The sequence below is a fragment of the Intestinibacter sp. genome (assembly GCF_051866655.1).
Lineage (GTDB): Bacteria > Bacillota > Clostridia > Peptostreptococcales > Peptostreptococcaceae > Intestinibacter.
In genome coordinates this window covers 1-15,854 of the sequence record NZ_JBJDXL010000335.1, presented here as the reverse complement: position 1 = coordinate 15,854, position 15,854 = coordinate 1, and the positions used below count along the sequence as shown (strand labels likewise).

The window sequence follows — 15,854 nt, the reverse complement described above, 5'->3', positions numbered from 1 at the left end:
ACCTCTACTTGTTAAAACTATAGGACATTTTGCTCCTACTATAAATCCTGCCATTTTTGCACCACATGTTACAGTAAGCATTTTTCCCATTATGTTACCAGCATGTATATTTGGTGCAACTAATATATCAGCATTACCTGCTACAGGATTTTCATATTTTTTAGTTTTTGCAACTTCTGCACTCATTGCACAATCATAAGATATAGGCCCTGCTATAGTACATCCTGAGATTTCACCTTCTACATTCATTTTAGCAAGTGCGTCTGCTTCAACAGTTTCAGGCATTTTAGGGTTTACTTTTTCTACACAAGAAAGTACACCTACTTTTGGATTTTCATATCCATAAGATCTTAAAACACCTACTGTATTTTCTATTATCGCTTTCTTTTGTTCTAATGTAGGATATGTAACCATTCCACCATCTACAGCTACAAGTATTTTATGGTAGTTTGGTACTTCAAACATAGTAAAATGAGACATAACTCCACCTTTTCCTAGACCATGTTCTTTATTTACTACTGCTTTTAATATTACTGCTGTATCTAAGAATCCCTTCATTAGGAAATCTCCTTTTCCTTCACGAACTAACTGAACAGCTTTTTCTGCAGCTTCCTTCACATCAGCTACATCATATATATCTTCTTCTGGTACAGTTTCTCCTAATTCATTTAGAATTCTATCTATTTCTTTTTTATCACCAACAAGAACAGGAGTCACAACTCCTTCTTTTCTAGCATATAGAGCTGCTTGAAGAGTATGTTCCTCCCCAGCAGCTGCTATAACCATTCTTTTTTTAGTTGGCAATGTTTTTACTTTATCTATTATCTCTTGAAAATTTTTTATTTCCACAGTATTTTCCTCCAACTATAAACTATCTTTGTTCTCTTCCTATTTCTAAACCTTTTTCAAATGCTTGTTTGTTTAATGGAAGAAGCTTTGGTTTTTTAGAAAGTTTGCGTTCTATCGTTTCCCAAATTATTTCTGGTTTTATTACTTCTGTATATCCTATATAAACTCCAAGCATTAATATATTTAATACTTTTGCATTACCTAATTCTAGAGCTAACTCTGTTACAGGTGCTTTTACTATTTTTATATCGTCTCTTTCTATTTCTTGTTTTACTATTGAGCTATTTATATAAAGAGTTCCATTTGGTTTTAAAGTATTTATAAATTTATCTAATGATGGACCATTCATTACTATTAAGTCATCCATTTCATCTCCTAGAGGTGCTCCTATTTCATCATCAGATATTACAACGAAACAGTTTGCTGTTCCTCCTCTTTGTTCCGCACCATATGATGGGAAAAATGTTACGTTTTTATCTGTTGAATTACAAGTTGCTTCTGCTAAGAATTTTCCTAGAGTCATTACACCTTGACCACCAAATCCTGCTACACATAAATTTGTTTCCATTATTTTCCCTCCTATTTATCCCTGATTACACCTAATGGGAATTCAGGTAACATTTTTTCTTCTATATAATCTAGTGCTTTCAATGGATCTAATCCCCAGTTAGTAGGACAACTTGTAACTATTTCTACCATTGAAAATCCTTTACCGTCTAATTGATTTTGGAATGCTTTTTTAATTGCTTTTTTTGTTTTACTTACATTTGCAGGTGTGTTACAGCTTGTACGTTCTAGATATGCTGGAGCTGTTAATTGATTTAATATTTCACACATATGCATTGGATATCCATGTTCTTCTGCAATTCTTCCGTTTGGTGCAGTAGACGCTTTCATACCTATAAGTGTAGTTGGAGCTAATTGACCCCCTGTCATACCGTATATTCCGTTATTTACAAATATTACAGTTATGTTTTCTCCACGGTTAGCTGCTGATATGGATTCTGCTAAACCTATAGAAGCAAAATCTCCATCTCCTTGATATGTAAATACTAAAGAATCTGGGTTACTTCTTTTCATACCTGTTGCAACTGCACATGCACGACCATGAGGTGCTGTTGTATTATCATAAGCCATATAGTCCATATGTAATCCACAACATCCTATGCCTAATACACAAGCTGCTTTATCTACAAGGTTCATTTCTTCTAAAACTTCACCTATTAATTTTATAACAGTACTATGCATACATCCTGGACAGAAACCAGAAACTTTATCTTCTTGGATAGTTTTTGTTCTTGAATAAATTAATTCCATTTCTACTAACCTCCTATTTTTCCACTATTTCTCTTACAGCCTTGATTATGTCTTGACGTTTCATTATATTTCCACCTGAACATAAGCAAGTTTCTATTGGACAACGTCCTTTAACACCTTTTTCTACATCTGTTATAAATTGTGCTGGAATTGACATTTCAACATCTAATACTGCTTTTACTTTGCTGTAATCTAATTTATCAAAAGTACTATAAGGGAATGGATGAACTGTTATAGGTCTTATCATACCTACTTTTATTCCTTCTTTACGAAGCATATTTACTACTGCTTTTGATATACGTGCAGAAACTCCGTAAGATGCAATAACAATTTCAGCATCTTCTATCATATATTCTTCTACCATAATATCTTTTTCCCATGATTTATAAAGTTCATTAGCATCTTCATTTGCTTTTTGCATATCTTCTGTTTTCCAGTGACCTGGTTCAATCCAAGATCTATTAGCATAATCTAGCTTATGACCTATGCATGCCCAAGATTTCTTACTTTCTTTTATTTTTGCTACTTCTTCATCGCTTTTCATCTCTGGTAATTCAACAGGTTCCATCATAGTTCCTATTACACCATCAGCTAATATCAACACTGGATTTCTATCTCTATCAGCATAATCAAATGCTGCATATGTAAGATCTACTGCTTCTTGAACTGTAGCTGGTGCAAAAACCATCATTTGGAATCCACCGTTTCCACTTGCTTTAGTAGCTTGAAGATAATCCATTTGTGCTGGTTGTATACTTCCAACTCCTGGACCCCCCCTAGCTATATTTGCATATACCATAGGTATTCTAGCTGATGCACAGTATGATATACCTTCACTCTTTAATGCGATCCCTGGACTACTTGATGAAGTCATTGATCTAGTTCCTGCTGATGCTGCACCATATACCATATTTACTGATGCAACCTCTGATTCTCCTTGTACAAAAGTACCTCCTACCTCTGGTAATCTTCTCGCAAAATATTCGGGAATCTCATTTTGTGGTGTTATAGGATAACCAGCAAAAAATCTACATCCCGCTCTAACAGCTGATTCTGCAATTGCTTCACAGCCTTTCATGAATTTTCTTGCCATATTTATAGCCTCCTTAAAATCTTATTTATATACTTCTATTGCTCCATCTGGACACATTCTTGCACATATACAACATGATACACATTTATCTAAATTAACAGGTTCTACATATTCATAACCTTTCGCATTAACATTTTGACCTATTTGAAGAACTTCTTTTGGACAAAATTTAATACAATATCCGCAGCTCTTACAACGCTCTGCAATTATTTTTATCTTTTCCATTTTTATTCCTCCATTATAATACTTGCTCTTCTAACCATTCATAAGTTAAATACAAATGAATTAAAAATAAAGGTAATCTTGCTTTGTCCTTTACTTCATCATATAAGTTTTCATTTACACAAGAAAAATCTATAGGTTTATATTGAGTTACAATCTCTACCATATTATTGCTTCCTTCTAAATATTCATCTGCTGTAGTTGTAATTCCATTATTAGAATTATCTATAAATCTAACTTGAGATAAATCTATATGAGATACACCTAAAATTTTTCCAAGTGTTCCATCTATATGTTCTATATCGTAAGACCATGGACGCATATTATTCAAAACATAGTAAACAACTGTATCTTCCTTATTTATAAGTGGAGCAAATCCACCTAATGATCTAGCTCCTATGTAATCTCCACCTACATCCATCACCACAATTTCATCTTTGCTTTTTAAAAGATGATTGACTCCACCAACAAGGGTAGGCGCATCCATGAATTGTTCCTGACAGTGGAATTCTACTCCCACTTCTTTAAGATACTCGCTTAAATCCCTTGAACGAAATAAAGGCTTTGTCATATCCATATCAAAGAAATGAACTTTTTTATTATTATTCTTAGCCATATTTATGGCAAAATTAATAGATATTTCACTTTTTCCACTACCTGCTTCTCCAAGAAAAATAAAATTTTTTCCCTTTGAAGGTACTACTTCTTTTAAATCAATCATTTTACCTACTCCTTGTTATAATGAAAATATTATCTCATTGTGATATATCCATGATATTGTGTATAAGCATCCATAGTTGCCATATCACCTAAAAATACTGAAACTATGTTAAATTGTGGTTTTAAATATGGGAATTTTTCTTGTTGAGCCCATTCTGGTTTTTTAATTGATCCAGAATTTTCAACTACGGCAGTATACCACTCTTCTTCACCTTCGAACCATAATTCTACTACACGATCAAAATCAGTTGCTCCATAGTTAAGTTGTACTTTACTACTTACAAAACGATTTACATAACAACAATTTTCAAAGTATGGAACTACCTCTTCATAAAACCATTTTTCGCCTTCTTCTTTTTCAACTCCATCAGGATATTTAATCATAAATTGCCAACGATAATTTGGTCCATCTTCAACAGTTCTTCCTTTTCCTCTAAAATCTTCTTCCCAGTTTATTGGAATAAAAGAAAAAACAAAAGGAGGACATCCATTATCTCCACCTACTGCACGCCCAGCATCTCCACTTTCTGCATTTTGGTGAACTTTTTTATTTTCTACATCAGGTATACATCCTTGCCAACGAAGAACGTCCATTGGCATGTATTCTGTCATTATTCTGTTAGCCATTTCAGGCATATGTTCATCTACAAGCCAGTAGTGTTCTGTTAATTGCATCTTACGAGCTCCAAAACGATCTCCTTCTGGTGGAGTTGGATATGCTTGATAAAATGCATATTTAGTACAATAAGGTCCAAAATTACTTATACTATCTGGAATATGATGACGATATAGCCAATCCATTAATTTAGGTCTATATTCTTCCTTAGCAAGACCTACATATATTAAACTTCTCATTATTTTAAAATCAAATGCCATAATATTTTCTCCTATACTAATTACTTATTTTATTTATTTTTTAATATAAATTTAGTAAATAAATCTACACCAGCTCCTACATACCAGACCCCTACTATCATGGCTACTGCTATCTGTACAGCAAGTGGTAAAACACTTGAGATATCTTGTGGTGATATAATAGTCAAGCCTATCGCCCATCCACATAACCATGAAGGTAAAAATATAAATTTATGTAATGCTGATCCAATTAAAACTGCTAAAAAACCTAATATACAAAGTATTAAAAATAATTCTAAATTTGGATTTAAATTCAAATACTTCATAGCATAAATTGCTAATACAGCCCATAAGTCTCCGCATAAAAATCCAAACATTATTTTCATACCATCTTCAACTTTATTTCCATTAGTCACATATAATCCTGCACATATAAGTGCTACAGCTCCAGTTGTTATTCCTATATAAGGTGCTAGCACTGCCCATATTGGTGGCAAAAGTGCAATTCCTATAGCAAGTGCTAGCACTTCTTTATTTTTACTATTCATTCTTTATCTAAACTATTTTTAGTTTTCCATACCTGCTAATTTCATTGCTATTTGATTTGTAATCATAGATACTACGAAACAAATCAAATATAGAGGTATGAATGTTGCTAAAAAAGCGAATACAAATACAGGTACTAATCTAACATTGTAATATGTAAGAATTAAACCTATTATTACTACGAAAATAAATGCAACTGGAATATTTCCTACTATTCTACCTGGAAGTTTATTTGAATCTAATTTAAATAAAGTTGGAAATTTATTTGCAATCAATCCTATTGGCACAACTAAATTTATAATACATGCAATAATAAATGCTATTATTACGTTAATAATCCAGTTAGTAAGATCAAGCGCTTGACCTCCAAGTAATGGTGCTGCTGTTGACATAATAATTGCCATAGGGATATTATTAACCACATTTAAAATCCCAATTTGTTTAAAACTTGGTTTTTGATTCATATAGCAATCCTCCCATAAAACTTACTGAAAATAATGTTCTATCTCTATTAGTTATTCACTTTTAAAGGTTCTATGAAGTTATAAGAAGCTTTTCTTTCTTTAAAAGCATCTGTTTTACGAACTTCGGCATAATGAGTTTCCATTCTTTTTATATCATCACCGTGTATGAATTTTCCTGGTAATGTATCATGTGCATGACCTAGTTGTTCTTCTGGGAAAGTAAATACTGTTTTACCACTTGAAGTATCAACTTTTCCTACTATACCACATAATGCACATATTGCTTTGTCACTATATGGTTCAAGGTAGAATAATTTATTATGGCAATGAGGACATACTCCTTCTTCTCCTTGATAAGTTGATTTTTCAAAATCTTTGGCTGCTTCAACTATGTTTATACCTATTTGTCTAACTTTTTCTAATCTTTCATCATCCATTATTAATTCTTTTGCCCATGGGAACCAAGCATTGTCTATAATTTTCCACATTGGAACAAGTGCAAGCATAGCATGTTCACATTGAACTCTAGTTCCCCAATCAGAACCACCTATACCCATAAATGATATTACTTTGTCTTTTAATATTCTTTGATCAGGTATTTTTCCACCTGTAGCTTCTGCTACTTTTGTTCCTATTATATTATTTCCTTTATCTATTCTTGGTCCAAAACGGTCCATTACAGTATGAAATAATCCTGATGCTCCTTCTTCAAATATAGGGTCTGAAACTATTATTCCATCTGCATCCTTCATTTTATCAAGTAACCATTCAAAATCATCTTTTAATACACATTTGCTTCCTTTTCCTGATAATAACGTTTTCACACATGCACAACAACCTGTACAATGTTTTATATCAAGTGATGACATTTGGATAAATTCAACATCTGCTCCTGAATCCTTTGCCCCTTTAAGTGCAACCTTGCACATAGTATCATTAGTTCCATTTTTTGTTCCAAAAGAAATTCCTAGTATTTTCATATTTTTTCTCCTTTTTTCACTATCTACTTTATATTATTTATTTTAATTATTTTATTTTAAATTTATGCTCATCCTCAATAAAATATCTATTAATATATCGAGGATGAGAGTATTTTATTAACTTTAAAATATATATATTCGGGATATATTTGTATGTATAAATTATTTAGTTTTCTTCCTTCATTTTTAATATATAGAATCCATCGTCTAGAGCATCTATTATTATATATCCTCTATCATCAACAATTACATCTTCTGTAACTGCTAAACGTGGTCCAGGGAATCCAGGGAAATATGATTCTTCTGGTGTTTTGTTAGGATTTGGTGGTATAAAGTAAGCTAATTCCTTAATATAATAAGGATCAGATACATCGTACACTCTTAATCCAGCATGGAAATAACAGCAATATACTCTATCTCCTCTTTGTTCTAACCATGGTTTATTATCCATTGGTTCATGAAGATTATGCGGTCCAAATGGTCCTGGTTTTCCTAATCCAGCTACATTGAAGTTTGGATAAGGGAAATCTTTAGGTACTTCTGGGTATGGGAATTGAGCTATTAAAGTTGGTTTAGTTGGATCACTTACATCTATCATATGTATATTGTTCATAGCTTGAACTTCTTTAATTGCATCAGGTGTAAAGAATTGAAATCTTTCGCCTTCATTTTGAACTACAACTAAATCTCTTCCTGGTAATGGTAAAGCTGTATGAGTTCTAGCACCTGCTAAATTACTACAAAATGCTGGCATTAGTGGTAATTCTCCTAAGCATCTTGGTCTTGTAACATCTTCAACATCTAATACTACTAGACCAGCACCACCGTATCCACAGTAAGATTTTCCATCTCTAACAAATGGAGGTCCATGAAGCCATCCTTTATCCATGAATGATGGACAATGAGGTGCACCTGGATCAAAGGTTCTATTTGGATAACCATCTGCATATTGATCTGGTCTCCACCAACGTCCTACTTCGACTGGGTTAGTTGGATCTTCTATATCTATAATTCTATATATTAAGCCTTCAAACCCAACACAATCGCTTGATAAATGTACATATCTTCCCCCATTGTACATAAATCTATGAACACCCATTACATGTTTTAATCCACAATCCCAATATCCTAAGAATTTTGGATTTAATGGGTCTTCTTTTAAACTATATATTCTAATGCCTGCTTCACATTTGATGTCTTTTAATTTTGCTTGGTCTACAAGAGCTCCTGGTCCACTACCACAACTCATTGCTACTATCATAAGATCATCTGCAATTTGTATTTTAGGAGTTGTTGTTGTAGGATACTCTTCTGGATCTAGTAATTCGAAATGTTTTATGAACTTTGGATTGTAAGGATCTGTGACATCACTGATCATTACGCCATTTTTCTTAGTTCCACCGAAACAGCATCCGTATAAATAATATTTTTCATTTTGTTTATACAAAGCCATTTGGAACATCCCGCAAGTTCCATCTAAATTGTTGAAAGAGCAAACTTCTAGATTTTTTATATATCCATTGTTGCCTTTTCCTTTTGCATAAAACTGGTCTTCCATAGCTTAACCTCTCTTTCTTTTTTATTATTAATTTCTATACTTTTATTTTATTTCACTAATAAATTAAAGTCCAATATCGTTTTCTTTTGAATATATAAGTTTTTCTTATTAATCAATCGCTAAACATATAAGTTTTTCTTATTAAAAGTCTATAAGTATTGAAATTTAACTATTTCTAATTATGCCTATTAAATTACTTTTAAATATAATATAATTAGCTTAATGGCTATTTAATCGTATATTTTATTTTTATGGGGAGAGTGATTTTTTGAATACTAGACAATTAGAATACTTCATTTCAGTTGCTGAAAATCTAAGCTTTACAAAAGCTGCAGAAGAATTTTATATTTCACAAACTGCTGTTACTCAACAGATAAAATCACTAGAGGATCAAATGCAAGTTAAATTATTTATTAGAAACAAGCGACATGTTGAATTGACATCTGCTGGAGAATTTTTTTTAACTGAAGCACGAAATATTTTAAAAAATATTAATGATGCAATATATAAAACTCAACAGCTTGCAAATGGTTTTTTTGGTACATTAAATATCGGATTTTTATTAGGATATAAAAAAGATACACTTACTCAATACATAAAAAATTTTTCTTCTTTTTTTCCAAATGTATCTTTAAATATTGTTAGTTATGAAATAACTGATCTTTTGTATTTAGTAAAAAACAACCATATGGATTTGGCATTTGTAATTAATCCTAAAAATAAACCTTTAAAAGATTTTGAATATAAATCTATAGGAAAATATAATTTGATTGCTTTATTAGCCTGTTATCATCCATTAGCTAATAAGAAATCTATAGATTTAGCTGAATTAAAATACGATAAATTTATTTTTATAAAAGAAACTGGAAATGAATACGGTCAAAAATCTATGGTTCAAGATAGATATGAAAAATCAGGCTTTATACCTAATATAGTGCAACGTTGCAATGATCTTTCAACTATTGAAAGCATGGTCGAAGCAAATATGGGAGTTTCTATTTTACCATCATTTTGTATTAACGAAAATTCCTCAAAAAACATCCGTGCTATACCAATAAAAGATACTGAAGATGAAGTCGAAGTCGTGGCTATATGGAATAAAGATAACACAAATCCTGCATTAAAAAAATTCATTTCTATGCTTTAATATAAAAACCTGTCCCAAATTTATGAGACAGGTCTTATTTTTTATAATTATTTTTATGAATATATCTCTAGAATACTTTTTCGTATGCTACTCTCTTGTCTCCATCTTCTGGTCCACCTTCTAGATAGATCACACCGCAGTATTTAAATCCACTGTTTTCCATCGCTTTTTGCATAGAAAGATTTTCTTCGTGTGTATCGATTTTTATACTGTGCATTCCTCTTTCTAAGCTCATTTGTTGTACACATTTTACCATTTCACCCATTACACCTGAGCCTTTTTGTGAATTAGCTACTGCGATTCTGTGGATTGAAGAGTATTCTCCTTCTGTTATCCATTTACCTTCTTGTATTTTGTTGTAGGCACTTTCTTCTTCAAAAGATATAGCTGTTGTAGCTATTACTTCCCCGTCTTTAACCATTACATATCCTATGCCTTTTTCTATGTCGTCGTTTATAAGCTCTTCGTTTGGATATCCCTTTTGCCATTGGTCAATTCCTTTTCCTTTAAGGTAATCCTTAGCTTGGTTTATTATTTCCATTACTTTTGGCACATCTGCTTTTACTGTTTTTCTAAATTCCATTTTTACTACCCCTTATCTAATGTATATAATTAAAGTTTCATAGATAGAGAAACTCTACCTTTATCTAAATCTACACCTATAACCTTGACATCTACTATGTCTCCAACAGAAACTATTTCCATAGGATCCTTTACGAATTTGTTGCTCATTTGTGATTTGTGAACAAGTCCGTCGTTTTTGATTCCGATATCTACGAAGGCTCCGAAGTCGACTACGTTTCTTACAGTTCCTTTTAAAGTCATGCCTTCCTTGATGTCCTCGATTTTTAATACATCTGTTCTTAAAATAGGCTTCATACCTTCATCCCTAGGGTCGCGTCCTGGCTTTTTGATTTCTTGGATTATATCTTTTAGAGTAGGTTCTCCTACTTCTAGTTTCTTGCTTATTTGTTTTAATCCGATTTTTTTAACTCTAGCGTCTATGTCAGATATATTTCTATTTTCGATATCCTTCATAGTGTAGCCTAGCATTTCTATCATTTGCTTACATACATCGTAGCTTTCTGGATGGACTCCTGTGTTGTCTAGAGGATTTTTGCCTCCTGCGATTCTCATGAATCCTGCACATTGAACAAAGGCACTTGGTCCTAGTCTTTTTACCTTTTTAAGCTGAGCTCTAGATGTGAAATCGCCGTTTTCTTCTCTATATGTAACTATGTTTTTTGCGACTGATTTACTTATACCTGAAACGTGTTCAAGTAATGAATATGACGCTGTATTTAAATCAACTCCGACGCTGTTAACTGAGTCCTCTACGACCCCATCTAAAACCTCTGTAAGTCTCTTTTTATTTAAATCGTGTTGGTATTGACCTACACCTATGTTTTGAGGCTCGATTTTTACAAGCTCAGCAAGTGGGTCTTGAAGTCTTCTACCTATTGAAATCGCACCTCTTATAGATACATTGATATCTGGATGCTCTTCTGCTGCTAGCTCTGATGCTGAGTATATAGAAGCTCCTGCTTCACTTACTATTACGTATTGAGTTGGAAGCTTTTGCTCTTTGATTAAATCAGCTATCATTTTTTCTGATTCTCTAGATGCAGTACCATTTCCGATTGCTATTACGTCTATGCTGTATTTTTTCACAAGCTCTGTAACTTTCTTTTTGGCTGATTCCATTTTTGCTTGTGGCTCATGTGGATATACGATTGCTTGGTCTAGGAATTTTCCATTTCTGTCCACAACAGCTATCTTACATCCATTTCTGTATCCTGGGTCAAATCCCATTACTACTTTTCCCTTTAGAGGTGGTTGTAATAATAGATTTTTTATATTTTCTCCAAATACACTTATCGCTCTTTCTTGAGCATTTTCAGTTAAATACGCTCTTATCTCCCTTTCTATTGATGGGAATATAAGTCTCTTATATGAATCGTCTATGGCTGTTGTTATTTCTAATGCATTTTCTAAATTATTTTTGTTTATGTATTTGTTTTGTATATAATCTAATACTTTGTCGTTGTCTATTTCTAATTTAACCTTTAGGAAATTTTCCTTTTCACCTCTGTTTATAGCCAATACCCTATGTGATGCCATTGTTTTAACTGGCTCGCTGTAATCGTAGTACATATCATATACTGATTTTTCGTCAGTTGCATTTTGAGTAGAAATTACACCGTGGTCTATAGATAGTTTTCTTATGTATTTTCTTATATCTGCATCATCAGAAACTATTTCGGCAATTATATCTAAGGCTCCTTTTATAGCGTCTTCTACTGTTTCTACGCCTTTTTCTGCGTCTATATATTTAGATGCTTCAGCATTTATATCTAAGATATTTTTTTCTAAGATAGAATTAGCTAGAGGTTCTAATCCCTTTTCTTTAGCTATAGTCGCTCTAGTTCTTTTCTTTTGTTTGTAAGGAGCATATATATCTTCTACTTCTTGAAGAGTTTTCGCTTTTGCTATTGCCTTTTTCAAATCTTCAGTCAATTTTCCTTGTTCATCTATTATTCTAGTTACATCTTCTTTTCTAGCTTCTAGATTTCTCAAATAAACCAATCTATCGTATAGCTGTCTCAAAACGACGTCGCTCATTTCGCCAGTCATTTCTTTTCTATATCTAGCAATAAAAGGTATTGTATTTCCTTCATCAATTAATTTTACAGTATTGTCTATATACTCTCTTTTTACATTAAATTCTTTTTCTAAAATATTATATATATCCAAACCTTACACAACTCCTTTAAAAAATAAGGAGCTAGCAACTATATGCCTAGCCCCCTTATTTTATTTTTATTTACTTTTGATTTTATTCATCTTCAAGTATTCGTTTATAAATAAATCTATATTTCCATCTAATACACTATCCACATTTCCTATCTCGGCATTAGTTCTGTGATCCTTAACAAGCTTATAAGGCTGGAATACATAGGATCTGATTTGACTACCCCAAGTTATCTGTGAATATTTGCCTTGTATATCTTCTATTCTCTCTTTGTTTTCTAATTCCTTTAAATGAACAAGCTTACCTTTTAAAATTTTCATCGCTGTATCTTTATTCTGGAATTGCGATCTTTCATTTTGGCATTGAACTACTATACCAGTTGGAATATGAGTTATTCTAACTGCAGAGTCCGTTTTATTTACGTGTTGCCCTCCAGCTCCTGATGATCTATATGTGTCTATTTTTAAATCATTTGGATTTATGTCGACTTCTATACTATCATCTAGCTCTGGCGTAACATCAACTGACACAAATGAAGTATGTCTTTTACCTGATGCATCAAAAGGAGATATTCTAACTATTCTATGGACTCCTTTTTCGCTTTTTAGATATCCATAGGCGTTTAGTCCTTCTATTGACAATGTAACACTTTTTATACCTGCTGCTGGGTCTTGTATCATATCTAAAGTATGAACCTTAAATCCTCTGTCATCAGCCCATCTAAGATACATTCTAAGAAGGATTTGTGCACAGTCCTGTGCATCTAATCCTCCTGTACCTGCATTTATAGCTAATATTGCGTTACTATTATCGTATTGTCCACTTAATAATGTCTTTATTTTTACTTTATCTATTTTATTTTCTAGATTTTTTATAGATTTTTCTATGTCCTTTTCTATGGACTCGTCGTTTTCCTCTAGTCCTAATTCTATTAAAACCTCAATTTCCTCCAAGTCCTCTTGTAAGCCTTCGTATTCTTCAACAACAGCCTTTAGGTCGTTGCTCTTTTGAAGTATCTTTTGAGCTCTTTCATTATCGTCCCAAAATTCCTGCTTGTTTATTTCTTCCTCATACCTTTGAATCTCGTCATTCTTTGAAGCTAAGTCAAAGAGAAACACCCAATTCTTGTAAGTCTGCAGACATCTTTTCTACTGATTGTCTGTAATCTAGTTCTCTTAACATCAGAACCTCCTAGTTTCTACCGCAGCAGTTTTTATATTTTTTACCACTACCACATGGGCAAGGATCGTTTCTTCCTATTTTTTGTTCCTTAACAACTGGTTTTTTCTCATCAGTTGATGAAGATATATTATCAACATCTACTACTTGTTTTCTTTCCTTTGGTTGTTGTTCTATAGTTATACCGAATAAGTATCTAACTGTATCGTGTCTTATTTGGTCGATCATTTCGTCGAACATATTGAAACCTTCCATTTTGTATGCTATTACTGGGTCTTGTTGACCTAAAGCACGAAGGCCTATACCTTGACGTAATTGATCCATAGCATCTATATGATCTATCCAGTGATTATCAACACATTGTAAAAGTATGATTCTTTCTATTTCTCTCATTCTTTCTGGTGTTATGATATCTTCTTTTTCTTGGTAGATTGCTTGAGCTATTTCGTATATTTTGTCTATTAATTCTTGTCCTGCTAAAGCATCTAATCCTTCTACTTCTAAGCTTTCTGCTGGCATAAATGCTCCATATAGGTAGTGTTTTAATCCAGCATAATCAATTTTCTTTTCTTCTGTGTATGCTTCTACAGCTAAAGCTATTCTGTCTTTTACCATAGATTGGATATATTCGTGCATATCTTCGCCTTCAAGAACCTTACTTCTTTCAGCGTATATAACTTGTCTTTGTTTATTCATAACATCATCGTATTGAAGTACGTGTTTTCTTATACCGAAGTTTCTACCTTCGACTTTCTTTTGTGCACCTTCAATAGATTTAGTTAACATCTTGTGTTCTATAGGCATATCTTCTTCTAGACCTATTTTGTCTACAAGGCCTTTGATTTTTTCGCTTCCGAATAATCTCATAAGGTCATCGTCAAGTCCTATATAGAATCTTGATGCACCTGGGTCACCTTGACGTCCAGAACGACCTCTTAACTGATTGTCTATTCTTCGAGACTCATGTCTTTCTGTACCGATTATAGCAAGTCCACCAGCTGCTTTTACTTCTTCTTGTTCTTTTGCAGCTTGTTCTTTATATTTATCGTATAAATGATCAAATGTTTCTTTAGCTTTTGCTAAATCTTCATTTTCAGCTAATTCTTCAGCATCTATACTAGTATCAACTCTCTTTATAGATTCTTCAGTGAATCCTTGTCTTCTTAATTCCTTTTTAGTTAAGAATAATGGGTTACCACCAAGCATAATGTCGGTACCACGACCAGCCATATTTGTTGCTATTGTAACTGCCCCAAGTCTACCTGCTTGTGCGATTATTTCAGCTTCTTTTTCGTGGTTCTTAGCATTTAAAACCTCGTGTTTTATACCCTTTCTCTTAAGGATTTGTGATAATAATTCTGATTTTTCTATTGATACAGTACCAACTAGTACTGGTTGATTTTTTTCGTGTCTTTCTATTATATCTTCTGCCACTGCGTTGAATTTACCTTTTTCATTTTTGTAAACAACATCTGGTAAATCTTCTCTTATTACTGGTTCATTTGTAGGTACTTGTACAACGTCCATTTTGTAGATTGATTTAAATTCTTCTTCTTCTGTTTTAGCTGTACCTGTCATACCTGCAAGCTTAGCATACATTCTAAAGAAGTTTTGGAATGTTATAGTTGCAAGAGTTTTTGATTCTCTTTGAACATGTAATCCTTCTTTAGCTTCTATAGCTTGATGTAGACCTTCTGAATATCTTCTACCAAACATTAGACGTCCTGTAAATTCGTCAACTATGATTATTTCACCGTCTTTAGCAACGTAGTCTACGTCTTTTTTCATTATAGCGTGTGCTTTAAGTGCTTGGTTTATATGGTGGAATAATTCAGTATGTTCTACATCTGTTATATTTTCAACGTTGAAGTAAACTTCTGCCTTTTTAATACCTGATTCACTTAATGAAACAGCTTTTTGTTTTTCATCTATTTCGTAATCTCCATCTGATGGAAGTTCCTTTTCTTCTTCTGTTTTTTCTTGTTGAGTTTTACTTGGTCTCTTTAATGTCAATACAAATGTGTTGGCATCTGTGTATAAATGAGTAGATTTATCCCCAGGACCAGATATGATAAGTGGTGTACGAGCTTCATCTATTAAGATAGAGTCAACTTCATCGACAATAGCGTAGTTTAATTCTCTGTGAACTCTTTGTTCTTTGTGAATTACAAT

The 15,854-nt window shown here is 32.7% G+C and carries 16 protein-coding genes; 1 reads left to right on the top strand and 15 read right to left on the bottom strand.

The features are described 5' to 3' along the window. From ACI3VO_RS09990 to ACI3VO_RS09940, 11 genes are all read right to left on the bottom strand, one after another. Positions 1–849: phosphate acyltransferase (locus ACI3VO_RS09990; RefSeq protein ID WP_439757782.1), on the bottom strand; the 849-nt coding region annotated here is incomplete at its 3' end. Between the two features lie 22 nt (positions 850–871). After that, positions 872–1,417, bottom strand: coding sequence for a 2-oxoacid:acceptor oxidoreductase family protein (locus ACI3VO_RS09985; RefSeq protein ID WP_439757781.1), 546 nt, complete (start codon positions 1,415–1,417; stop codon positions 872–874). A gap of 11 nt (positions 1,418–1,428) precedes the next feature. Beyond that, positions 1,429–2,166 (bottom strand): thiamine pyrophosphate-dependent enzyme, encoded by a 738-nt coding sequence (locus tag ACI3VO_RS09980; RefSeq protein ID WP_439757780.1) that lies wholly within the window; start codon positions 2,164–2,166, stop codon positions 1,429–1,431. 13 nt (positions 2,167–2,179) lie between these two features. Further along, complete coding sequence (vorB, locus tag ACI3VO_RS09975) at positions 2,180–3,259, bottom strand: 3-methyl-2-oxobutanoate dehydrogenase subunit VorB (protein ID WP_439757779.1); 1,080 nt, start codon at positions 3,257–3,259, stop codon at positions 2,180–2,182. A gap of 21 nt (positions 3,260–3,280) precedes the next feature. Further along, complete coding sequence (locus tag ACI3VO_RS09970; RefSeq protein WP_439757778.1) at positions 3,281–3,484, bottom strand: DUF362 domain-containing protein; 204 nt, start codon at positions 3,482–3,484, stop codon at positions 3,281–3,283. A gap of 13 nt (positions 3,485–3,497) precedes the next feature. Further along, a complete protein-coding gene (locus ACI3VO_RS09965; protein ID WP_439757777.1) occupies positions 3,498–4,202 on the bottom strand; it encodes a nucleotide-binding protein in 705 nt (234 codons plus the stop codon). Positions 4,203–4,231: 29 nt separating this feature from the next. Then, positions 4,232–5,077, bottom strand: a complete 846-nt coding sequence (locus ACI3VO_RS09960; RefSeq protein ID WP_439757776.1) for an acetyl-CoA hydrolase — start codon at positions 5,075–5,077, stop codon at positions 4,232–4,234. 29 nt (positions 5,078–5,106) lie between these two features. Then, on the bottom strand, positions 5,107–5,604 hold the full coding sequence (locus tag ACI3VO_RS09955) for a DUF1097 domain-containing protein (RefSeq protein WP_439757775.1): 498 nt from the start codon (positions 5,602–5,604) through the stop codon (positions 5,107–5,109). A gap of 18 nt (positions 5,605–5,622) precedes the next feature. Continuing rightward, positions 5,623–6,066, bottom strand: a complete 444-nt coding sequence (locus ACI3VO_RS09950; RefSeq protein ID WP_439757774.1) for a hypothetical protein — start codon at positions 6,064–6,066, stop codon at positions 5,623–5,625. Between the two features lie 47 nt (positions 6,067–6,113). Then, positions 6,114–7,046 carry a flavodoxin family protein gene (locus ACI3VO_RS09945; RefSeq protein WP_439757773.1) on the bottom strand — a complete coding sequence of 311 codons (933 nt, stop codon included), beginning with the start codon at positions 7,044–7,046 and terminating at the stop codon, positions 6,114–6,116. 166 nt (positions 7,047–7,212) lie between these two features. Then, complete coding sequence (locus tag ACI3VO_RS09940) at positions 7,213–8,604, bottom strand: LVIVD repeat-containing protein (RefSeq protein ID WP_439757772.1); 1,392 nt, start codon at positions 8,602–8,604, stop codon at positions 7,213–7,215. 268 nt (positions 8,605–8,872) lie between these two features. Here ACI3VO_RS09940 and ACI3VO_RS09935 point away from each other — a divergent pair, with 268 nt between their 5' ends. Then, a complete protein-coding gene (locus ACI3VO_RS09935) occupies positions 8,873–9,751 on the top strand; it encodes a LysR family transcriptional regulator (RefSeq protein WP_439757771.1) in 879 nt (292 codons plus the stop codon). Positions 9,752–9,818: 67 nt separating this feature from the next. Here the strand turns inward: ACI3VO_RS09935 and ACI3VO_RS09930 are convergent, their stop codons facing one another. From ACI3VO_RS09930 to secA, 4 genes are all read right to left on the bottom strand, one after another. Then, entirely contained in the window at positions 9,819–10,334 is a 516-nt protein-coding gene (locus ACI3VO_RS09930; RefSeq protein WP_439757770.1) for a GNAT family N-acetyltransferase, read from the bottom strand. Positions 10,335–10,363: 29 nt separating this feature from the next. Next, on the bottom strand, positions 10,364–12,505 hold the full coding sequence (locus tag ACI3VO_RS09925) for a Tex family protein (RefSeq protein ID WP_439757769.1): 2,142 nt from the start codon (positions 12,503–12,505) through the stop codon (positions 10,364–10,366). Positions 12,506–12,571: 66 nt separating this feature from the next. After that, a protein-coding gene (prfB, locus tag ACI3VO_RS09920) for a peptide chain release factor 2 (RefSeq protein WP_439757768.1) occupies positions 12,572–13,685 on the bottom strand; the annotation gives its coding sequence in 2 pieces (ribosomal slippage) (positions 12,572–13,609 and positions 13,611–13,685; 1,113 coding nt in all). 9 nt (positions 13,686–13,694) lie between these two features. Continuing rightward, a partial coding sequence (gene secA, locus ACI3VO_RS09915) for a preprotein translocase subunit SecA (protein ID WP_439757767.1) occupies positions 13,695–15,854 on the bottom strand: 2,160 nt, incomplete at its 5' end.